At 71.3% G+C, this 21,011-nt stretch carries 18 protein-coding genes; 10 read left to right on the top strand and 8 right to left on the bottom strand.

What is annotated here, in order from left to right; genetic code table 11:
* The first annotated feature begins 32 nt into the window (after positions 1 to 32).
* From ISP_RS07095 to ISP_RS07085, 3 genes are all read left to right on the top strand, one after another.
* Positions 33 to 1,535 carry a phospholipase D-like domain-containing protein gene (locus tag ISP_RS07095; protein WP_013223201.1) on the top strand — a complete coding sequence of 501 codons (1,503 nt, stop codon included), beginning with the start codon at positions 33 to 35 and terminating at the stop codon, positions 1,533 to 1,535.
* 134 nt (positions 1,536 to 1,669) lie between these two features.
* Positions 1,670 to 3,721, top strand: coding sequence for a DNA gyrase/topoisomerase IV subunit B (locus tag ISP_RS07090; protein ID WP_013223200.1), 2,052 nt, complete (start codon positions 1,670 to 1,672; stop codon positions 3,719 to 3,721).
* Positions 3,722 to 3,750: 29 nt separating this feature from the next.
* A complete protein-coding gene (locus ISP_RS07085) occupies positions 3,751 to 6,237 on the top strand; it encodes a DNA gyrase/topoisomerase IV subunit A (RefSeq protein WP_013223199.1) in 2,487 nt (828 codons plus the stop codon).
* 42 nt (positions 6,238 to 6,279) lie between these two features.
* Here ISP_RS07085 and ISP_RS07080 read toward each other — a convergent pair whose 3' ends face one another.
* Both ISP_RS07080 and ISP_RS07075 read right to left on the bottom strand, forming a co-directional pair.
* Positions 6,280 to 7,551 carry an RICIN domain-containing protein gene (locus tag ISP_RS07080; RefSeq protein ID WP_013223198.1) on the bottom strand — a complete coding sequence of 424 codons (1,272 nt, stop codon included), beginning with the start codon at positions 7,549 to 7,551 and terminating at the stop codon, positions 6,280 to 6,282.
* Positions 7,552 to 7,579: 28 nt separating this feature from the next.
* Positions 7,580 to 9,412 carry a glycoside hydrolase family 3 protein gene (locus ISP_RS07075; RefSeq protein WP_013223197.1) on the bottom strand — a complete coding sequence of 611 codons (1,833 nt, stop codon included), beginning with the start codon at positions 9,410 to 9,412 and terminating at the stop codon, positions 7,580 to 7,582.
* Positions 9,413 to 9,566: 154 nt separating this feature from the next.
* Between ISP_RS07075 and ISP_RS07070 the strand changes: the two genes are divergently transcribed.
* The 3 genes from ISP_RS07070 to ISP_RS07060 all read left to right on the top strand — a co-directional run bounded on the left by ISP_RS07070 (position 9,567) and on the right by ISP_RS07060 (position 12,081).
* Positions 9,567 to 10,058 (top strand): mycothiol transferase, encoded by a 492-nt coding sequence (locus tag ISP_RS07070; RefSeq protein ID WP_013223196.1) that lies wholly within the window; start codon positions 9,567 to 9,569, stop codon positions 10,056 to 10,058.
* Positions 10,059 to 10,095: 37 nt separating this feature from the next.
* The gene (locus ISP_RS07065) at positions 10,096 to 10,866 is read left to right on the top strand and encodes a helix-turn-helix domain-containing protein (protein ID WP_013223195.1); all 771 of its coding nucleotides are present in this window, start codon (positions 10,096 to 10,098) and stop codon (positions 10,864 to 10,866) included.
* A 72-nt stretch (positions 10,867 to 10,938) separates the two neighbouring features.
* Positions 10,939 to 12,081, top strand: a complete 1,143-nt coding sequence (locus ISP_RS07060; protein ID WP_013223194.1) for a 4-hydroxybenzoate 3-monooxygenase — start codon at positions 10,939 to 10,941, stop codon at positions 12,079 to 12,081.
* Here the strand turns inward: ISP_RS07060 and ISP_RS07055 are convergent.
* The 6 genes from ISP_RS07055 to ISP_RS07030 form a co-directional block, all read right to left on the bottom strand.
* Positions 12,078 to 12,572: a YbaB/EbfC family nucleoid-associated protein gene (locus ISP_RS07055; RefSeq protein ID WP_013223193.1), complete on the bottom strand. Its 495-nt coding sequence runs from the start codon at positions 12,570 to 12,572 to the stop codon at positions 12,078 to 12,080. The two genes, ISP_RS07060 and ISP_RS07055, sit on opposite strands and share 4 nt — an antisense overlap.
* On the bottom strand, positions 12,569 to 12,952 hold the full coding sequence (locus ISP_RS07050; protein ID WP_013223192.1) for a hypothetical protein: 384 nt from the start codon (positions 12,950 to 12,952) through the stop codon (positions 12,569 to 12,571). Before ISP_RS07050 ends, ISP_RS07055 begins: the two co-directional genes overlap by 4 nt.
* A gap of 3 nt (positions 12,953 to 12,955) precedes the next feature.
* Positions 12,956 to 14,074, bottom strand: a complete 1,119-nt coding sequence (locus tag ISP_RS07045) for a C40 family peptidase (protein WP_013223191.1) — start codon at positions 14,072 to 14,074, stop codon at positions 12,956 to 12,958.
* Positions 14,071 to 14,400 (bottom strand): hypothetical protein, encoded by a 330-nt coding sequence (locus tag ISP_RS07040; protein ID WP_013223190.1) that lies wholly within the window; start codon positions 14,398 to 14,400, stop codon positions 14,071 to 14,073. Before ISP_RS07040 ends, ISP_RS07045 begins: the two co-directional genes overlap by 4 nt.
* 168 nt (positions 14,401 to 14,568) lie before the next feature.
* Positions 14,569 to 15,315: a DsbA family protein gene (locus ISP_RS07035; protein ID WP_013223189.1), complete on the bottom strand. Its 747-nt coding sequence runs from the start codon at positions 15,313 to 15,315 to the stop codon at positions 14,569 to 14,571.
* 66 nt (positions 15,316 to 15,381) lie between these two features.
* Entirely contained in the window at positions 15,382 to 15,888 is a 507-nt protein-coding gene (locus ISP_RS07030) for a MauE/DoxX family redox-associated membrane protein (protein WP_013223188.1), read from the bottom strand.
* 87 nt (positions 15,889 to 15,975) lie between these two features.
* Here ISP_RS07030 and ISP_RS07025 point away from each other — a divergent pair, with 87 nt between their 5' ends.
* From ISP_RS07025 to ISP_RS07010, 4 genes are all read left to right on the top strand, one after another.
* Complete coding sequence (locus ISP_RS07025) at positions 15,976 to 16,806, top strand: glutamate ABC transporter substrate-binding protein (protein ID WP_013223187.1); 831 nt, start codon at positions 15,976 to 15,978, stop codon at positions 16,804 to 16,806.
* On the top strand, positions 16,803 to 19,196 hold the full coding sequence (hrpB, locus tag ISP_RS07020; RefSeq protein ID WP_013223186.1) for an ATP-dependent helicase HrpB: 2,394 nt from the start codon (positions 16,803 to 16,805) through the stop codon (positions 19,194 to 19,196). Before ISP_RS07025 ends, hrpB begins: the two co-directional genes overlap by 4 nt.
* 71 nt (positions 19,197 to 19,267) lie before the next feature.
* Positions 19,268 to 20,182 (top strand): ATP-binding cassette domain-containing protein, encoded by a 915-nt coding sequence (locus tag ISP_RS07015; RefSeq protein WP_013223185.1) that lies wholly within the window; start codon positions 19,268 to 19,270, stop codon positions 20,180 to 20,182.
* Positions 20,179 to 20,967 carry an ABC transporter permease gene (locus tag ISP_RS07010; protein ID WP_013223184.1) on the top strand — a complete coding sequence of 263 codons (789 nt, stop codon included), beginning with the start codon at positions 20,179 to 20,181 and terminating at the stop codon, positions 20,965 to 20,967. Before ISP_RS07015 ends, ISP_RS07010 begins: the two co-directional genes overlap by 4 nt.
* Positions 20,968 to 21,011: the final 44 nt, after the last annotated feature.

Here is a 21,011-nt window from a genome sequence, read left to right as displayed (position 1 = left end):
GTGCTCCAGAGGCACCGGCTAAGGTCGGGGGCATGGACGCGGAGCTCGCTCGGCTGGGTTTGGCAGAACGTTCGGTACGACTACTCGCCGGTCGCGACATCTGGGCCTCGATCACCCCCTTGCTCGCCCCGCGCCGGAACCTGGTGGCCGCCTTCGGCCACGTCGGTCCCGGCGCGGCGGCCCTGCTGCCGTTGCAACCCGGCGACACGCTGATCACGGACGCGAGCCTGGACACCGTGCTGTCCGGCGCGACGAGCCCGCACGCGCTGCTGCACTGGGTCAAGGCGGGCGTGATCGTGCACTCGCTGCGGGGGCTGAACGCGAAGCTGGTGATCGCGGAGGACGACCCGTCGTTCGTCGTGGTCGGCTCGGCCGACGTCACCGCGGCCGGCCCGCGGCAGCTGTTCGAGGCCGTCACGCTCTCCCACGAGCGGCACACCGTCGAGGAGGCCCAGGAGGCCTGGCTCGAGTGGTGCGACCTCGCGGGCCCCTCGCTGACCGCCGGCGACCTGGAGCCGCTGCTGGAGCAGTACGGCGCCGGCAAGCTGGTCACGGCCCGCCCCGCGGCGACCCGGACCGCCGCGGCCGCCCGGCCGGTCGTGACGAGCCGCCAGGTGACGCCGGTCCGCCCCGCGGCCACGACACCGCCCCCCTCGTCGGTCCGCCCGGCCGCGCCGGCGCCCTCCCCGGTCCGCCCCGCGGCCGCGCCCGGCACACCCGCCGCCGGCGCCCCCGTGCGCCCGGCCGATCCCGCTCCCTCGCCGGTCCGCCCGGCGGTGGCCACGCCCGGTTCCCCGGAGCGGCCCCTGGCCACCCCTTCTTCCTCCCCGGCGCAGCCGGGCGCGGATGAGCCGCCCGCCGCCCCAGGCACTCCGGAGCGCCCCGCGGAGGCCGCGCAAGCGGGCGCACCCGCGGACCGGCCCGGCACCGCTACCGCCGGCTCCCCGGCGGGGGCCGCCACGACCGCGGAACCGGTGGCGGCCGAGCCGGAAGCCGGCGAAACCCCGGAAGCCACCCCCGAAGTCACCGACGTGCCCCGGCCGTCCTGGCCGCGCCCGGCCGAGCTGTACCTGGTCAGCCTCGTCGAAGGCGGCGAACCGAACGCCGAGGCCGCGTACCGGCTCGAAGAGCTGCAGCGCGAATACACCCACCCCGGCGAGGACGGCGAATCACCGTTCCGCGTCGAGCTGCTCTGGGCCGACGACGGCCAGGGCCAGGACCCGCCGCGCACGCTCCGCGCGGGTGTGCACGTGATCCCCGTCTACAGCCAGAAGCAGGGCCGTCCCCTCGTCGGGTCGCGGATCGAGGCCCCCGGTCTCGTCCTGCAGGCGTACATCGACGAGTTCGCCTACCCCCGCCGCACGTACTGCTACGTCCTGACCCGGCAGTCGGCCGCCAAACCGGCCTTCGGCGACCTCCGCAAGGCCCTCGCCACCATCGGCGAGAAGCCGAACTTCCGGAACAGCTTCCAGGTCCCGCGGAAGATCGAAGCCCTGCTGGGCCTGTGGCCCGACCTGGGCTACGACCCCCGCTAGCGAGCGGCGCACGCCACTCCGGGGACGACAGCCCGCGAAAGTTGTCGGGGTGGGCGGATATCCTGCACTACGGTGCAGGCGAGTCCGCACCACCACCAGCACTTTCGCGAGCCACGATCCGGGAGAACGACCCTGTGACTGCCGAGACCTTGTACGGGGCCGACGACCTGACGCATCTCGAGGGTCTCGAAGCCGTCCGCAAACGACCCGGGATGTACATCGGCTCCACCGACAGCCGGGGCATCAACCACCTCTTCTCCGAGGTGGTGGACAACTCCACCGACGAAGGGGTCGCCGGCCACGCGACGAAGATCGTCGTCACGCTGCACGCCGACGGCAGCGTCCAGGTGGACGACGACGGCCGCGGCATCCCGACCGGCACCCACGCCAAGTCCGGTTTGTCCGGCGTCGAGCTGGTGCTGACGCGCCTGCACGCCGGCGGCAAGTTCGGCGGCTCGGGCTACAAGACCTCCGGCGGCCTGCACGGCGTCGGCGCTTCGGCGGTCAACGCGCTGTCGCACCGCTTCGACGTCACGGTGAAGCAGGACGGCAAGGTCCACCAGATGTCGTTCAAGCACGGCGTCCCCGGCACGTTCGACGCGCCCGGCCCGAAGGCGAAGTTCACCCGCCGGTCCGGGCTGAACCTCACCGGCAAGATGAAGCGCGGCGAGCGCAGCGGCACGTCGATCCGCTACTGGTACGACGCGCGCTACTTCGAGTCCGGCGCGGCGCTCGATGTCGAGGGCGTGCGGGCCAAGCTGCGCAACACCGCGTTCCTCGTCCCGGGCGTCACGTACGTGCTGCGCACCGCGATCGAAGACACGATCAACGAAGAGACGTTCCACTTCCCGCACGGCCTCGTCGACATGGTCGACTTCCTGACGCCGTCGGGCGAGAAGCCGGTCTGCGGCACGCTGCTGATCACCGGCGAAGGCACGTACAAGGAGAACGCGGCCGACGCCGCCGGGGTCATGCAGTCCAATGTGGAGCGCCACGCCGAGGTCGAGGTGGCGATGCGCTGGGGCACCGGCTACGAGCGCACGGTCGAATGCTTCACCAACACGATCCGCAACGTCCACGGCGGCACCCACCGCCGCGGCTTCGACCGCGCGGTCACGAAGGCGCTGCAGGAGGCCATCTCCAAGACCCGCGGGCTGCTCAAGCCCAAGGAGGACATGCCGACGCTCGAGGACGTCCTCGAGGGCATGACGGCCGTGGTGCACGTCCGGCTGCCGGAGCCGCAGTTCACCTCGCAGACCAAGGACGAGCTGTCCACCGCCGGGATCACCCGCGTCCTGCAGGCCATCGTCGACAAGCACGTGAAGGCCTGGACCGAGGATCGCAAAACCAAGTCCGAGGCCAAGGTCGTGCTGCAGAAGGTGGTCGACGCCTCCCGCGTCCGGCTCACCCAGAAGCAGCAGAAGGACGCCGCCCGGCGCAAGACCGCGCTCGAAGGCGCGGCGATGCCGCCGAAGCTGGTCGACTGCCGCACCACCGGCGTCGCCCGCAGCGAGCTGTTCCTGGTCGAGGGCGACAGCGCGCTGGGGTCGGCGCGGATGGCGCGCGTCTCGGAGTACCAGGCGCTGCTCCCGCTGCGTGGCAAGATCCTGAACGTGCAGAAGGCCTCGCTGGGCGACACACTGAAGAACGCCGAGATCGCCTCGATCGTGCAGGTCCTGGGCGCGGGCACCGGCCGCACGTTCGACCTGACGACCATGCGCTACGGCCGGGTGATCCTGATGGCCGACGCCGACGTCGACGGTTCGCACATCCGCACGCTGCTGATCACGCTGTTCGCGAAGTACATGCGCCCGGTGATCGAGGATGGCCGGCTGTACGCGGCGATGCCGCCGCTGCACAAGCTGGTCACGAAGGGCCGCAACCCGGAGACGCACTTCACCTTCACCCAGCGGGAGATGGAGACGAAGTTCGCCGAGCTGGAGAAGGCGGGCAAGAGCATCGTCACGCCGGTGCCGCGGTTCAAGGGGCTCGGCGAGATGGACGCCGACGAGCTGTGGGAGACCACGATGAACCCGGCGACACGCTCGGTGCGCCGCATCACCATGGACGACGCCGAAGCCGCCGAGGGCGCGCTGGAACTGTTGATGGGCGAGAAGGTCGAGCCCCGGCGGAACTGGCTGGTCGCCTCCTCCGACCGGGTCGACCGCGAAGCCATCGACGCCTGAGTTTTTCGTAGCTACCAAGGAGTTCTGCCGTGGCACGCCGCAAGGGCACCACCACCAAGGTCGATCCGAGCGCGTTCGACGCCGCCGGGGCGCAGGTCTTCGAGAACCCGCTGAAGACGGAGATCGAAGACTCGTACCTGGAGTACGCGTACTCGGTCATCCACTCGCGCGCCCTGCCGGACGCACGGGACGGGCTCAAGCCGGTGCACCGCCGGATCCTGTACTCGATGAACGAGAACGGCTACCGCCCGACGCACGCGTACGTGAAGTCGTCACGCGTGGTCGGCGACGTGATGGGCAAGTACCACCCGCACGGCGACGTCGCGATCTACGACGCGATGGTGCGGCTGGCGCAGGACTTCTCGCTGAACGTCCCGCTGATCGACGGCCACGGCAACTTCGGTAGCCCAGACGACGGACCGGCCGCGAGCCGATACACGGAAGCCCGGATGTCGCCCGAAGCGATGCAGCTGGTCGGCGAGCTCGGCGAGGACACCGTCGACTTCCGGCCGAACTACGACGGTTCGCTCGAAGAGCCGTCCGTGCTGCCGGCGGCGTTCCCGAACCTGCTGGTCAACGGCACCTCCGGGATCGCGGTCGGGATGGCGACCAACATGATCCCGCACAACCTCGGCGAGGTCATCGCCGCGGCGCGGTGGCTGATCACACACCCCTCGGCGACGCTCGACAAGCTGATGGAGTTCGTGCCCGGCCCCGACCTGCCGACCGGCGGCAGCCTCCTGGGCCTCGACGAGGTCCGCCGCGCGTACGAGACCGGCCGCGGCGTCGTCCGGATGCGGGCGAACTGCGAGACCGGGCCCCTGGAGGGCAGCCGCGGGCGGCAGGCGATCACCGTCACCGAGCTGCCCTACGGCGTCGGGCCGGAGAAGGTGATCGAGAAGATCACCGACGAGGTCAACAAGTCCAAGCGGCTCACCGGCATCGCCGACGTCAAGGACCTCACCGACCGCGAGAACGGCACGCGGCTGGTCATCGAGTGCAAGGTCGGCGTCAACCCGCAGGCGCTGCTCGCCGACCTCTACCGGCTGACCCCGCTGGAGCAGTCGTTCGGCATCAACAACCTGGTCCTCGTCGACGGCCAGCCGCAGACCCTGGGCCTGAAGGAACTCCTGGAGGTCTTCCTCCGCCACCGCTACGACGTCGTCACGCGGCGCACGAAGTACCGGCGCCGCAAACGTGAAGAGCGCCTGCACCTGGTCGACGGCCTGCTGATCGCGCTGCTGAACATCGACAAGGTGATCCGGCTCATCCGCGAAAGCGAGAACGCGCAGGCCGCGAAGGACGGCCTGATGACGCGCTTCAAGCTGTCGGAGATCCAGGCGACGTACATCCTGGACACGCCGCTGCGCCGGCTGACCAAGTACGACCGGCTGGAGCTGGAGTCGGAGCAGGAGCGGCTGCGCGAGGAGATCGCCGAGCTGTCCAAGATCCTCGACGACGAGTCGGTGCTCAAGAAGCTCGTCTCGGCGGAGCTGGCGAAGATCGCGAAGGACTTCCCGACCGAGCGCCGCACCGCGCTGATCGACGGCGACCTGAAGGAGGTCCTGGCCGCGTCGAAGCCGTCCGGGCCCCTCGAAGTCGCGGACGACCCGTGCCAGGTGATCCTGTCGGCGACCGGGCTGGTGGCGCGCACCGCGGCCGAGTCCGAGGAAGCGACCGAGACCCGTCGCCGCAACGGCCGCGTGAAGCACGACGCGGTGGCGGCCCTGGTCCACACGACCGCGCGCGGGCAGATCCTGCTGGTGACCAGCCGCGGCCGGGCGTTCAAGACCGACGTGCTGCCGCTGCCGGTGCTGCCCGAGCAGGCGGGCACGGTGTCGCTGCGCGGCGGCATGGCGGCGAAGGAACTGGTGCCGCTGGAGAAGGGCGAGACGGTCGTCGGGATCGCGCCGCTGGGCGAGCAGGCGGCGGGCTCGCCGGGCCTGGCGCTCGGCACCCGGGCCGGCGTCGTGAAGATCTGTTCGCCGGAGTGGCCGGTCCGCTCGGACGAGTTCGAGGTGATCTCGTTGAAGGACGGCGACGAGGTCGTCGGCGCGACCTGGCTGACGGACGGCTCGGAGACGCTGGCGTTCGTGTCGTCGGAGGCATCACTGCTGAAGTACGCGGCGTCCCTGGTCCGCCCGCAGGGCCTGAAGGGCGGCGGCATGGCGGGCATGAACCTGAGCGGCGACGCTTCGGTGGTGTTCTTCGGCGCGGTCCGCACGGACGACGACGAGCACGGCGAGCCGATGGTGATCACCGCGACGGGCCTGAGCGTGAAGGTGACGCCGTTCAGCGAGTACCCGGCGAAGGGCCGCGCGACCGGCGGCGTCCGCGCCCAGCGGTTCCTCAAGGGCGAAACGGCGTTGCGGGTGGCGTGGATCGGCCCGCGCCCGGCGGCCGCGGCGCGCAACGGCGACCCGGTGGAACTGCCGGAGATCGACGTCCGCCGCGACGGCTCTGGCCACGCCCACCCCGGCCCGGACGTGGTGGGCCACCTCGTCGAACGCGGCTGATCCGTGCGGGGCCACCTCGGCAGGTGGCCCCGCACGGCCCGGCTAGGCGACCTTGAACGACTGAGCGGCGCTGCCGCTGCAGGCCGCCTGGACCAGCTGGACGCTGTCCGCGGTGGACGAGCCCGGCACGGTCAGGCACTTGCCGCTGTGGCGGGCGACGAAGTGGTAGTAGCCGCCGCCCTCGGACACCGGCTGCCACTGCTGGTTGCCGCCGCCGCTGTAGGACCACAGCTGCAGCCCGGCGTTGTCCGCGGTCGAGACGTCGGTGACGTCGATGACCTCGGCCGGGTTCGTCCGGTTGTTGATCCGGTCGTAGCCGCCGCTGGTCGGGGCGAACTGGTACTGCTGGGCCGCGGTGCCGTTGCAGGTGTACTGCTGGATCACCGTGCCGTTGGCGCTGCCGGCCGCGCGGGCGTCGACGCACTTGCCGGACGCCTTGTTCGTCACCGCGTAGAAGGCCGCGGGGTCGATCGTGCCCGGGTCGGTCGGCCCGGTCGAGCCGCCGCCGAGCCACTTCAGGCCGTCGAGCACGAACCGGTTCTGGTCGGCACTCTCGAACGTCGAGGACAGCGCGGTGTTCGTCTCGTAGTTCATCGCGTTGTGGCCGAAGTTGGCGTAGAGCATCTTGTAGTTCTTGTTCGTCCACGCGATCGGGTAGTAGCCGCTGTACCAGGTCTGGTTCGGGTCGGTGCCGATCGGGAAGGTGGCGGAGTCCATCGACGCCAGGATGGTGATGTTGCCGTTCTGGCGCAGGTCGTTCTGCCACGCGTACCACTCCGACGTCGACGACCGGATCGTCGCCGGCAGGTTCACCGTCGACGGGTGCGTGCGGTTCTCGATCTTCAGGGTCTCCGGCGTCGGGCCCCACGTGTTCGACGTGAACCGGCCGGTGCCGAGGAAGTCGTTGTGGAACCAGTTCGCGTACGACGGCGTCGAGCTGTCGTTGTAGGCGGTGACGTGGAAGCCGAAGAACGCGCCGCCGGCCTGCATGTACCGCTGGAAGCCCTGGAACTGCGCCTGCGACTGCGGCTGGTCGTCGAGGAACAGCACCACCTGGTACTGGTCCGGGGTGAGGGTGGTGAGCTGGTTCCAGTTGGTCGTCGCGGTGTAGGTGAAGCCGTTGGCCGCCGCCTGCTGCGGGAACCAGACGTTCGCTTCCTTCTCGAAGCTGATGTGCGCGGCGTCGTACGTGCCGCTGTAGAACGCCAGAACCTTGAACGGGGTCGCGGCGTGCACGGGCGGAGCGCCCAGGCTCAACCCCAGGCAGGCGGCGAAGAAGGCCAGGATCCGGAGCAGCGGACGGCGGGATCTCATGGGCGGACCTTTCCGGTGGGGAACGGGATCACCAGGGGCGGTGCGGGTACCGCAGGCCGAAGCCGAACGGGAACAGCGCGGGTTTGCCGTCGCCGGCGTTGATCGGCTGCTGGTCGGCGCTGCGCATCCAGGTCACCGGCAGCTTGCCGGTCGGGTGGTAGTCGCCGAAGAGGACATCGGCGACGCCCTGGCCTTCGCTGCCCGGCAGCCACGACTCGACGAGCCCGGCCCAGTCCGGCAGCTGCGCGGCGATGTCGAGCTGGCGCCCGGACACCAGCACGACCACCGTCGGCACGCCCGAGTCCTTCAGCTTCTGCAGCGTGGCGAGGTCGGTGGCGTCCAGCCCCATCCCCTGCGGCCGGTCGCCCTTGCCCTCGGCGTACGGCGTCTCCCCCACGACCGCGACGGCGACGTCGTAGCTCTTGTCGATCCCGGTGCCGTCCTTGGCGTAGGTCACCGCCGAGGACTTCTGTTCGATGCCCTGCAGGATGGTGGTGCCCGGGATGACCGGGCCACTGGTGCCCTGCCAGCCGACCGTCCAGCCGCCGGACTGGTTGCCGAGGTCGTCGGCGTTCTTGCCGGCCACGAAGATCTTGCTGCCCCGCTTGGAAAGCGGCAGGACGTGCCCCTCGTTCTTCAGCAGCACCTGGGATTCCCGCACGGCCTGGCGCGCGAGGTCGCGGTGCGGCTTGCTGCCGATGGTGGCCAGGAACCGCCGGTCGGTCAGCGGGTGCTCGAACAGGCCGAGCTCGAACTTCTTGGTGAGGATGCGGCGGTTGGCGTCGTCGATCCGGGACATCGGCACGCGGCCTTGTTCCACCAGCGACCGCAGCGTGTCGATGAACTTCTGCCACTCGTAGGGCACCATCACCATGTCGATGCCGGCGTTGACGGCGGCCTCGACCTCGTCGGGGGTGAACCCGCTCTTGCCGTCGATCTTGTCGACGCCGTTGTAGTCGGAGACGACGATTCCGCTGAACCCGAGTTCCTTCTTGAGGACGTCGTTGATCAAGTAGGAGTTCGCGTGCAGCTTGACGCTGTTCCAGCTGCTGTAGGAGATCATCACCGAGCCGACCCCGCGCTGGACCGCGGCCTTGAACGGCGGCAGGTGGATCGTGCGCAGCTCCTGCTCGCTGATTTCGGTGTTGCCTTCGTTGACGCCGCCGGTCGTGCCGCCGTCACCGACGTAGTGCTTGGCGGTGGCCATCACCGAGCCCGGCCGATTCAGCGCGGTTCCTTGCAGGCCGGTGATGATCGACGTCATCTGCGTGGCGAGCTGCGGCACCTCGCCGAAGGACTCGTAGGTCCGGCCCCAGCGGTCGTTGCGCGCGACGCACAGGCAGGGCGCGAAGTCCCAGTCGATCCCGGTGCCGGAGACCTCTTCCGCGGTGGCGCGGCCGATCTTCTCGACCAGCCGCGGATCGCGCGTCGCGCCGAGGCCGATGTTGTGCGGGAAGACGGTGGCGCCGTAGAGGCCGTTGTGGCCGTGGACGGCGTCGACACCGTAGATCAGCGGAATGCCCAGCGGGGTGGCGAGCGCGGCCTTCTGGAAGCCGTCGTACATGTCGGCCCAGGTGACGGGCGTGTTCGGGGTCGGCTGCGAGCTGCCGCCGGAGAGCAGCGAGCCGAGCCGTCCGGTGGTCACGTCGGCCGGGCTTTTGACCCCGAGCCGTTCGGCCTGCATCATCTGGCCGAGCTTGTCGTCGAGGGACATCCGGGACAGCAGGTCGGCCACCCGGACCTTCACGGGCCGCCAGGAATCCTTGTAGGCCGGGCCGTTCCCGGCCAGTGCCGGCGTTCCCGGCGTCAGCAGCAACCCCACGGCCAGCGCGCCGATGCCCAGCCTGCGTCCGAGGCGCATCCGGGTCCTCCTCGTCGAGAGACCAAAATTCACGCCTTGAATTAATACATAGCCGTTAGGGGTTGGTCCAGACCTCTGCCCGAACTCGGTTTCCGCTCAGCGGGACCGCCGGTTCCGGCCGGGAACTGGCCTAATTCGGTCTTACGGTGTCGTCATGACGCGCGAACACGAAGACCTCCTGGGCCTCTTGGCCGAAGCCCGCAAACGCTTGCTGATCCCGGTGCGCGACCTCACGGACGCCGACGCGGCCAAGCGCACGACGGTCAGCGAGCTGACCCTGGGCGGCTTGATCCGCCACCTGGCCACGGGCGAGCGCCTGTGGCTGCAAGTCCTGCGGACGGCCGACGGCTCGCTGCCGGACGGCATGCTGGACACGTACCAGTACACGATGAGCGAAACGCTGTCCCACTGGCTCGCGGCTTACGCGGAGGCCGCCGCCGCGACGGACGAGTACGTGGCTTCGCTGCCTTCACTGGACATCGAGGTGCAGCTGCCGGCCACACCGTGGTCACCCCCGGAACCGCAGTTCTGGTCGGCCCGCCGGATCGTGCTGCACCTGATCCACGAGACGGCCCAGCACGCCGGCCACGCGGACATCATCCGCGAATCCCTGGACGGCGCGAACTCGACGGCCCAATGGGGATGAGGGCCACCGCGTCGCTTCCCCGGTAGGCTCGGGATCGATGCCGGAAACCCGCCACCTCACTCCTCCTCCCGGGGCGACACCGGAGGGGAAAGGCCGGCTGCCGCACGGCTTCCACCTCGGCACCCACCGCCACGCCGACGGCCAGCTGGTGTACGCGGCCGCCGGCGGCTTCGCCACGACCACCGCGCTCGGGACCTGGGTCGCCCCCGCCGACCGGGTCACGTGGACGCCGCCCGGGTTCGACCACTCCCACCGCTGCTACGGCCGGACCGACTTCCGGCTCGTCGTCATCCCGGCCGGCCTGTGCGGCGAGCTCCTCGCCCACCCCGGCGTGTTCGCGGTGAGCCCGCTCCTGCGAGAGGCCCTCCTGGCGCTGACCGACCCGCGGGAGAGCAAGCCCGGCGCGCACCGGCGGCTGCGCGCCGTCGTGATCGACGAGCTCGCTTGCCCGCCGGAACAGGCCCTGCACCTGCCCGAACCCCGCGACGACCGGCTGCGCACCGCCACCGACCTCCTGCACGCCGAGCCCGCGCGGACCACGACCCTGGCCGAACTGGGCCGGGCGGCCGGGGCGAGCGAACGCACCCTCAACCGCCTGTTCCAGGCGGAGCTCGGCATGAGCTTCCTCCGCTGGCGGACCATCCTGCGCATCCACCACGCCCTGGTCCACCTGACCGAAGGCCGGTCCGTGACCGACACCGCGATGGCGTGCGGGTGGTCCAACCCGTCGAGCTTCATCGACGCCTTCACCGAGGTCGTCGGCCGGACACCCGGCCGGTACCAGGCCGGGCTGAACCGGCCGCGGTGAATTGGCGGGTTTCCGGTACCCGCTGTCCGTTCCCCGGTGGGTGGTGGCCGCCGCCGGAGCCACAGTGGAGCCATGACCGAACACACCACCGTCGTCATCGTCGGGGCCGGGGTCGCCGGGCTCACCCTCGGGAACATCCTGCTGCGCAACGGGATCGACTGCGTCATCCTCGAGAAGTACGGCCGGGAGCACGTCGAGCAGCGGCAACGAGCCGGGACCATCGACAGCCGCGGCGTCCGCATGTTCCGCGAGTGGGGGCTCGAAGAGGTGCTGGCGCACGACGCCCCGACCGAGGTCGACGCCGGTTTCTTCCTCGACGGCGAGGAGCTGCCGATCGACTTCTCCGCCGACGACAACGACAGCGTCTTCCTTCCCCAGCAGGTCCTCGTCCGGAACCTCACGGACGCCTTCCTCCGCGCCGGCGGCGACCTCCGGTTCGAGGCCGACAGCATCACTCTGGAAAACCTCGAGCACCCCGTCGTGCGCTACGGGGACAACGTCGTCACTGCCGGCTTCATCGCCGGCTGCGACGGCGACCGCGGGGTCAGCCGGACCGCGTTCCCCGCCGGCGTCCTCACCCGGTACTCGCGCGAATACGGCTACGCCTGGCTGAGCGTCCTGGCCGAGGTGCCCGCGAACCCGTCGGGCATGGCGATCCATTCCCGCGGCCTCGCGGGGATGCTCCCCCGCGGCCCGCACGCCAGCCGCACCTACCTCCAGTGCGCGCTCGACGACGACCTCGCGCAGTGGCCGGACGAGCGCGTCTGGAGCGAGCTGGAAGCCCGGTTCGGCCGGCCGGTCGCGTCCGGCCGGATCGCCGACAAGCGGCTGGTGCCGCTGCGGAACGTGGTCCACAGTCCGATGCAGAGCGGCAAGCTCCACCTGCTCGGGGACGCGGCGCACATCGTTCCGCCGATGAGCGCCAAGGGAATCCACCTCGCTCTGTTCGACGCCGAGGTCTTCGCGCGCGGCGTCATCCGGCAGGCGAAGGAGAACGATCCGAGCCTGCTCGACAGCTATTCCGAAACGTGCCTGAGCCACGTCTGGAACTACCAGGCCTTCGCGGCGTGGATCACCGACATCATGCACGACGCCGGTGACGCCTCCTACGCGGGAGAGTTCCGCAAGCGGGTCGCTCGTGCGGAGCTGGAACGCCAGTTCACCTCGGCCGCGGCGGGCCGCCTCTTCGCCGAGTTCATGGCCGGGGTCGCTTAGCGGTCCGAGCGCAGCGAAGCCGGATCGAAGGACTCCCAGTACGCGTCCTCGTCCTCGACGCTCGAAGCGGGCTCGGGTTCGGGCGGCGCAGCCCCCAGCCGCTCGGCCCGCTGCCGCTGGAACTCCTCGACCGTCATGCCCGGGTCGTCGTCCTCCGCCCGGGCCGGCGCCGGCACGCCGGTCATCTGCTCGATCATGGCCGTCATGTCTTCGCCGAGCAGCAAGGCCACCTTGTTGTAGCCGTCCTGGGTGGCCTCGCGCATCGCCGCCTGGGCGATCTCCACCACCAACGGCCCCAGCCGCTCGCCCAGCTCCACCGCCGAAGGGGCCAGCCACAGCCGCAGGAGCTTCCCGCGGGCGTCGACCGTCACCTCGACCTGGCCGTCGAGGTCGTGGGCCGTACCGGAAGCCGACGCGAGCAGCTCCTCCACCCGGGCCATCGCCTCCTCGCGGGCCCGGGCCTGGGCGATCAGCTGACGGGTCGTGATCACCTCGGCCCTCCTCCGTACGAGTACGTCTCGGCGTCCGGGTCGTCGTCCGGGATCGGTTCGTAGCCCAGGGTTTCCAGCTGTTCGCGGTCGACGACGGGCGAGAGCGCGTGGTACATCCGGTCGCCCGCGCGGCGGGTCGCGCGCTGGGCCAGCTCGAAGATCCGGTCGGCGAGCACCGCGGATCCGTGCCGCAGCGCCGATCGGTGAATCGACAAGCCGGTCAGCAACCCGCCGGGCGCCACCTGGACCTCGATGCCGTCGGCCTCCGCCTTGCCCACCACCGGGCCGGAGCGGGCCAGGCGCGCGGAAACGTCCGCGCCCGCGCGTTCCGCCTGCTCGGCGATCCGCGCGGACGCCAGGTCGATGTCGAATTCAGCCACCGCTCACCCCGTCGGCCGGTAGAAGCCGATGAACGACTGTCCGGCGTTCGTGGTGCGGATCTTGCTGATCTGCACCGGGTCGCCCGCCTCGATCATCTGGCCGTCGCCGATCACCATCGCCACGTGCCCGGACCACACCACCAGGTCGCCGGGCAGCAGCTGGTCGATCGAGGGCACCTCGGCCCCGACCGTCTGCTGCGCCGCCGTCCGCGGCAGCTGCAAGCCGGCGTCCTGGTACGACGTCATGGTCAGCCCGCTGCAGTCGAGGCCGACCCCGCGGGCGGTGCCGCCCCACACGTACGGCACGCCGAGCTGGGAAAGCGCGTTGCGCACGGCCTTCGCCGCGGTTTCGTTCGGCGCCATCACCTGCTTGCCGCCGGGCAGGTTGATCGCGACGCCGCTGCCGGGCTGCGGCGGGATCGCGACCGGCAGCCGCGGCTTGTGGACGGCGCCACCGCCGCCACCGCCGCCACCACCTCCCCCGCCGCCGTCCGAACCGCCGGAGTACCCGCTGTTGCTGTTGAACGACGACCCGACCTTGGTCGGGGAAGCGGCCGAAGAAGCCGACGTCGACTGGTCGCCGCCGAGCCGGGTGCCGATGGCGGTCAGGTCGTTGATCGTCTGCTCGCTGAACGCCGCGGCCTGGCCCGTCAGCTGGCTGATCTTGGTCTGCAGCTTCAGCAGGATGTCGCGCGAAGCGGCGCCGCGGCTCTCGGGCGGCTGGATGGTCTTCACCGCTTCGAGCGCCTTCATCGACGCGGAGATCTCTTTGATGATCTGGTCGCGGACCTGGTCGTTCTTGATCTCGCCGACGTGCAGCGTCTCGGCCGCCTCCGCGACGGCCTTCTCGATCTCGGCGCTCTCGTCGAGGAGGTCCTGGACCTCCTTCTCCAGGCTCTGCGACGTCGCCGTGGCGCGGTCGGTCGTCGAGCCGGAGCTGGCCGAAGCCAGCGAAACGCGCTGCTCCGAAGCGACGTCACGAGTGCGGCCCACCGACGTCCGCAGTGCGACGTGCGCGTCCCGCGCGCCGGTGATGGCGACGGGGTCGTGGCGCAGCTTGTGCGCGAACTGGTTCGTCGTGTCGAGGCCGTGCCGGACCAGGTGATCGGTGTGCTCGGTCACGCCTCGCCACCGAGTCTCCGGAGGACGTCGCCGTGCTCACCCTCGACCGCCGCGTAGTTGCGATCGGTCTGCCGGGCGGCCTCGCCGACCTGCCGCCAGCTGCCGCCGACGCGGTGCAGCTTCTCCTGCAACGCCCGCATCCGGCCGCTGTAGGCGCCGGAGAAGCCGGACTCGCCGCCCATTTCGGAAAAGCCGTGGCCGCCGAGCGTCACGTGCGGGCCGACGTGCTTCTCGGCCGCACCCTTGACGTCTTCACCGAGCGGGTCGACTTCGCGCGCGTACCGCGTGTACGCGCCCTCATCGACGTGAAACCCCGAACCGTCCACTGGCCCTCCCTGTCACCGGAGGTGCGACGTACGCGCGGCACCCCCGGTTCCCTGTGACATCCGGGCTTCGCCCGGGCCAGGGGCTCCGCCACCCGGACCCCCGAAGAGATGTCGTGCGGGAGCCAGCCTAGTCGACGGTCCGTACCCGGGTGGGCGAATTGCCCGGCGTCAGCCGAGGACCTTCTTGAGCCAGTCCGGGTCCTGCCAGGACACGATCGAGCCGTTCGCGGTGACCGTCGGCGTGCCGAACCCGGACTGCCCGCCGCCGAAGTCCTGCGCCAGCTTCGGGTCGTTCTCGATCTGCTGGAACGCGGCGTTCAGCTGCTGGTCGTAGGTACCGGCGTTGACGGTCTGGGCGAACGCCGGGTCGGTGATGCCGACGTTCTTGCCGAGCTCGATCAGCTGTGCCTTGTCGTAGCCGCGCTTGCCCTCTTGGGGCTGGTTGGCGAACAGCGCGTCGTGGAACTGCAGGAACTTGCCGGCGTTGGCGGCGGCCAGCGCCGCGTTCGCCGAGTCGAGCGAGTAGCCCGGCGGGCTGGACCGCTCGTTGAGCAGCGGCACCATGTGGTAGCGCACCTGCAGCTTGCCGTCGTTGATCGCCTGCTCGACCTGGCCCTTGTACTGCTTCTCGAACTCGCCGCAGATCGGGCAGAGGAAGTCGGCGTAGACGTCGATCGAGGCCTTGGCGCCGGTCTTGCCCACGATGGCGACCACGCCGTCACGCTTCTGGGTGACATCGCCCGCCAGCGCGCTCGTCGACGCGCCGGAGTTGATCACCTGGCCCTCGGTCTGGTTCCGGTCCGCGATCGTCCAGATGACGCCGCCGATCACGAGCACGACGACGACCACCACCGCCCCGACCCCGATGATCCACTTCCGCCGGTCGCCGGACGCTCCCCTGGCCTGCGCGACCACGTTCGAACCGGCCTGCGCCGCCTGACGACGCTTCCGAGCGGTCCGCTCAGCTCCACCCACTGTGTATCAGTTCCCTTCCGCGATACCCGAGTAGTCGTGCCCGGGCTCGCCCGAGTTCCCGCGACCTCGCCCCAGCCAGCCGTCGAGCGACAGCCACGTGCGCGGACGCGCCAGCAGCCAGCCGGCGAGCAGCGCGAACCCCGTGTCACGGAGGATCTCCTGCGGGTACTCGGTCTGCCCCGCCGCCACCTGGCCGCCGCCGCCGAAGCACCCGCAGTCGATGCTCAGGCCGCGCGCCCACGATTGGGCGATGCCGGCGATGAGCACGAGCAGCAGTCCCAGCGCGGCCGCGGCCGCCCACCGGGTGGCCAGGCCCGCGAGCAGCAGCAGCCCGAGCACGAGTTCCACGAGCGGCAGCGCGATGGCCACCACGTTTTCGAGTGCGTCCGGCAGCACCTGGTACGCCTGCACGGCGATCAGCGTCTGACCGGGATCCGCCAGCTTGAGCGCACCGGAAACGAGCCAGACGGCCGCGAGCCCGAGCCGGGCGAGCGTGCCGACGGTGTTCAGCACGGGTTGGGACGGTCGCACCACGCACTTAGGCTAACGGGGGGACCTGAGAACTTCGTGAGGCAGGACAGCGGTGGAGGGAGCGGCCGGATGCGGTGGCGCACGCTCCTCGGCTCGGTGTTGCTGCTGGTCACCGCATCGGCGTGCGGGCCGGCGAAGGTTTCGCCGACGGACTCGCTCGTCACCCGGGCGAGTGCCACGGATCACCTGACCATCGGCATCCGGTTCGACGCCCCGGGGCTTTCCGAGCACACCGTCGACGGCCGGTTCGTCGGGTTCGACGTCGATGTCGCGACTTTCGTCGCGAGTGAGCTCGGCGTCTCCGCGAAGGACATCACGTGGCGCGAGACGACGTCGGCGACGCGGGAGACGGACCTCACCTCGGGCGCCGTCGACCTGGTCGTGGCGAGCTACTCGATCACCGACAAGCGCAAGCAGGTCGTGTCGTTCGCCGGCCCGTACTTCACCACCGGCCAGGACCTGCTGGTGCGGCGGACGTCGGCCGACATCGCCGGGCCGGAGGCGCTCAACGGCCGCCGCCTGTGCTCGGTCACCGGGTCGACGCCGGCGCAGCAGGTGAAGGACAAGTACGCCCAGGCCGTCCAGCTGGTCGAGTACCCGCGGTACTCCGACTGCGTAACCGCCCTGCTCGCCGGGCAGATCGACGCGGTGACCACGGACGCGGTGATCCTGGCCGGCTACGTCGCGCGGGACCCGGAGCTGCTGAAGATCGTCGGGAAGCCGTTTTCGAAGGAGAGCTACGGCGTCGGCCTGCGCAAGGACGACACCCAGGGGGTGGCCGCGGTCGACGACGCGATCCGGAAGATGATCTCCTCCGGCGAATGGCTGCGCTCGCTCAACGCGAACATCGGCCCGTCCGGTTACCAGCTGCCCCCACCCCCCGAGGTCACCCAGAAGTGAAGCTCCCCGATCTGCCGGTCCGGTCCGTGCTGCCCGACGTCGTCGCCGCGCTCGACGAACGCGGCGCGGCGGTGCTCGTGGCGCCGCCCGGCACGGGGAAGACGACGCTGGTCCCGCTCGCCTTGGCGGCGGCGGCCGAAGGCCGGGTCGTGGTCGCCGAGCCGCGGCGGCTGGCGGCGCGCGCGGCGGCGGCGCGGATGGCCGCGCTGCTGGGTGAACCGGTCGGCGAGACGGTGGGTTACGCCGTGCGCGGTGACCGGAAGGTGAGCGCGCGGACCCGCATCGAGGTCGTGACGTCGGGGCTGCTGGTGCGGCGCGTGCAGGGCGATCCGGAACTGCCCGGCGTCTCGACGGTGCTGCTCGACGAGTGCCACGAGCGGCACCTGGACGCCGACCTGCTGCTCGCGCTGCTCCTGGACGTCCGCGCCGGGCTGCGCGAAGACCTGCGGCTGCTGGCGACGTCGGCGACGGTCGCGTCCGGGCGGCTCGCGGCCCTGCTCGGCGACGCCCCGGTGGTGACGGCCACGGCGCGGACGTACCCGGTGGAGTTCTCCTACCTCCCGCCCGCGCGCGGTGAGCGCGTCGAGGTGTGTGTCGCGCGGGCGGTGCGAACGGCGTTGTCCGAGGGCGACGGCGATGTGCTGGCTTTCCTGCCCGGCGCGGGCGAAATCGCCCGGACGGCGGGACTGTTGCGATTGTCCGATGTGGACGTTCTCCCGCTGCACGGCCGGTTGTCGGCGGCACACCAGGACGACGCGCTGCGCCCGCGTGACCGGCGGCGGGTGGTGCTGGCGACGGCGGTGGCGGAGTCGAGCCTGACGGTGCCGGGTGTGCGCGCGGTGGTGGACTCGGGCCTGGCGCGCGTGCCGCGCGTCGACCACCGGCGCGGGCTGCCGGGGCTGGCGACGGTCCGGGTGTCGGCGGCGGTGGCCACGCAGCGGTCCGGCCGCGCGGGCCGCGAGGCGCCCGGGCGGGCGTACCGCTGCTGGGCCGAGCACGAGCAGGCGACGCTGCCGGCGTACCCCGAGCCGGAAATCCGCACGGCCGAGCTGGCCCGGCTGGCCCTGGAGCTGGCGTGCTGGTCGACCCCCGACGGCAGCGGGCTCGCCTGGTGGGACCCACCGGGCGAAGGCGCGCTGGCGGCGGGCCGGGCGCTGCTGGTGACGCTCGGCGCGACGTCCCCGGACGGCACGGTGACCCAGCGCGGACGGCGGATGGCCGAGCTGGGCCTGCACCCGCGGCTGGCCCGCGCGCTCCTGGACGGATCTTCCGAAGTCGGCGCCCGCAACGCGGCGGAGGTGGTGGCGCTGCTGGACGCGGGCGCAACGCTGACGGACGTGCACGCGGAGCTGCGCCGCCTCCGCTCGGCGACCGACGAAGGGGCGCGGCGCTGGAAGCGTGAAGCGCGGCGGCTGGAGGGCTTGGTCCCGGAACGGCGGGCCGAGCGTCCGGCCCCGGCCGATCCCGCGCTGGTCGTCGCCCTCGCGCATCCCGAACGGCTCGCCAAGCGGCGTCCGGGTGACGCGCCCGTCTACCTCATGGCCGGCGGCACCGCCGCCGAACTCCCGCCCGGCAGCGGCCTCGACGCCGAATGGCTGGCGATCGCCGAAGCCACCCGCGATCCCGGCCGCGTCCACGGCACCATCCGCCTCGCCGCGGCCGCCGACGAAACCCTCGCCGTCCGCACCGGCGCAGTGTCCGAAGTGGACGAAGTCACCTGGGACGGCGATGTCGTCGCCCGGCGGGTCCGCAAGCTCGGCGCCATCGTCCTGTCCGAGAAGCCGCTCAAGAACGCCGACGTCCGCGGCGCCCTGGTCGCCGGCCTGAAATCCGAGGGACTCGGCCTGCTCAAGTGGAGCCAGGACGCGACCCGCCTGCGCGAGCGGATGGCCTTCCTGCACCGCGTCCTCGGCCCACCCTGGCCGCCGGTCGACGACGCCGCCCTCCTGTCCGATGTGGACAGCTGGCTGGACCTCGGCACCGCCCGCCGGAAGGCGGACCTGGCGAACATCAACGCGGGCACCGCCCTGAAGGCCCTCCTCCCCTGGCCGGAGGCGGCGAAACTCGACGACCTCGCCCCGGATCGCCTCGAAGTGCCGTCGGGGTCGCACATCCGCGTCGACTACCGCGGTGACCAGCCGGTGCTCGCCGTGAAGCTGCAGGAAACCTTCGGCTGGACCGAAACCCCGGTGATCGCCGGCGTCCCGGTGGTGCTGCACCTGCTCTCCCCCGCCGGCCGGCCCGCGGCGATCACCGCCGACCTCGCGTCCTTCTGGACGTCCGGCTACCCGGCCGTGCGCGCCGACCTGCGCGGCCGCTACCCGAAGCACCCCTGGCCGGAGGACCCGGCCGGCGCCGTCCCGACCCGCCACACCCGCCGCCGCTCCTGACGAAAGTCGGGGGGCGGCGCGCGACCGTCGTCCGATGCCCGCGCACCCCCGCGGACCGCAGACTTCGAGGCATGATCACCCTCAGAGGACTTACGAAGCGCTACGGGGAAAAGACCGTCGTCGACGCGCTCACCTGCGACATCGCCGCGGGGCAGGTGACCGGGTTTCTCGGCCCCAACGGCGCCGGGAAGTCGACGACCATGCGGATGACCGTCGGGCTCGACCACCCGCAGGCGGGCGAAGCCCTGGTCGGCGGCCGGCGCTACGCCGAGCTGCGCCACCCGCTGCGCGAGGTCGGCGCGCTGCTCGACGCCAAAGCACTGCACCCCGGCCGCAGCGCCGGGAAGCACCTGCTGGCCATGGCCCGCAGCAACGGCATCGCGGCGAGCCGCGTCGAGGAGGTGCTGGCGACTGTCGGGCTGTCCGACGTCGCCGGCAAGCGGGCCGGGCAGTTCTCGCTCGGCATGGGTCAGCGGCTCGGCATCGCGGGCGCGCTGCTCGGCGACCCGGGGGTGCTGCTGTTCGACGAGCCGGTCAACGGCCTCGATCCGGACGGCGTCCGCTGGGTGCGGCAGCTGATGCGCTCGCTGGCGGCCGAGGGGCGGACGGTGTTCGTCTCGAGCCACCTGATGAGCGAGATGCAGCTGACCGCCGACCACCTGGTGGTGATCGGCAAGGGCCGGCTGCTGGCCGACGCCCCGGTGGCGGAGTTCATCGCGGGCCATTCCCGCACAACGGTCTCGGTCCGCATCCCGGCCGACGGCGACCGCTCCATTTTGGACGCACGGTTGCGCGCCGAAGGCGGTCTGACGCGCCAGGGCGAGCCGGGCGAGCTGGTGGTGGACGGCATCCACGTCACCCGCGCCGGCGACCTCGTGCACGAGCTCGGGATCCGCGTGCACGGGCTCGCCGAGCGAACGGCGTCGCTCGAGCAGGCGTACATGGAACTGACGGCTTCTTCGGTGGAATACGGGGTCTCGGCATGACGGCATCGGTCGAAATACGCGGCGGCGGGCTCCCGGGGGCGGTGGCCGCGGAGTGGACGAAGTTCTGGTCGGTCCGGGCGACGTGGTGGTGCCTGGTGACGGGAGCGGCCCTGATGCTGGGCTACGGAACGCTGTCGGCGATCACCCAGCGCATCGGCGGCGACGAACCGCAGGCCGCCCCCACGATCGCCCTCGGCGGCGGGTTCTACTTGGCCCAGTTCGCGGTGATCGCGCTGGCAACGCTGGCCGTGACGAGCGAATACGCGGGAGGCGGCATCCGCTCGACGTTGCTCTGGACACCGGTCCGGCCCCGGGTGGTCCTGGCGAAGGCGGCGGTGCTGGCGCCGGCGCTGTTCGTGTACGGAGTGCTGCTGTCGTGCGCGGGAATGGCCCTGGCAACAGCGGTGATGAACGGCCACGGCTTGCCGACGTCACCGGAGGCGGCCTTCACGACGGCATCGGGCATGGGCGGGTACTTCGCACTGCTGGGCCTGTTGTGCGCGGGAATCGGCTGGGCATTGCGCAGCACGGCCGGGACGCTGGTGTCGGTGATCGTGCTGCTGGTCCCGCTGCCGCTGATCGTGGCGTCGCTGGGCCTGCCGGAGGCCATGCCGTACTTCCCGGGCATCGCGGGGGTGAACGCCATGGTCGAGGCGGGGAAGCCCAACCCGATCACGATGACGGCCGCCCCGTACGCACCTTGGGTGGGATTGGCGATCTGCGCGGCTTGGGCAGCGGCGGCGTTGCTGGCGGGCGCGGCGGTGTTGCGCCGTCGCGACGCTTGACAGACCGGGGAGTGAGGCTGCTGGCCGCCGCACGGGAGCGCCCA

It is taken from the genome of Amycolatopsis mediterranei (assembly GCF_026017845.1).
In the GTDB taxonomy this organism is placed as follows: Bacteria; Actinomycetota; Actinomycetes; order Mycobacteriales; family Pseudonocardiaceae; genus Amycolatopsis; species Amycolatopsis mediterranei.
The sequence above is the reverse complement of the archived record's forward strand: the minus strand, read 5'-3'. Positions and strand labels throughout refer to the sequence as shown.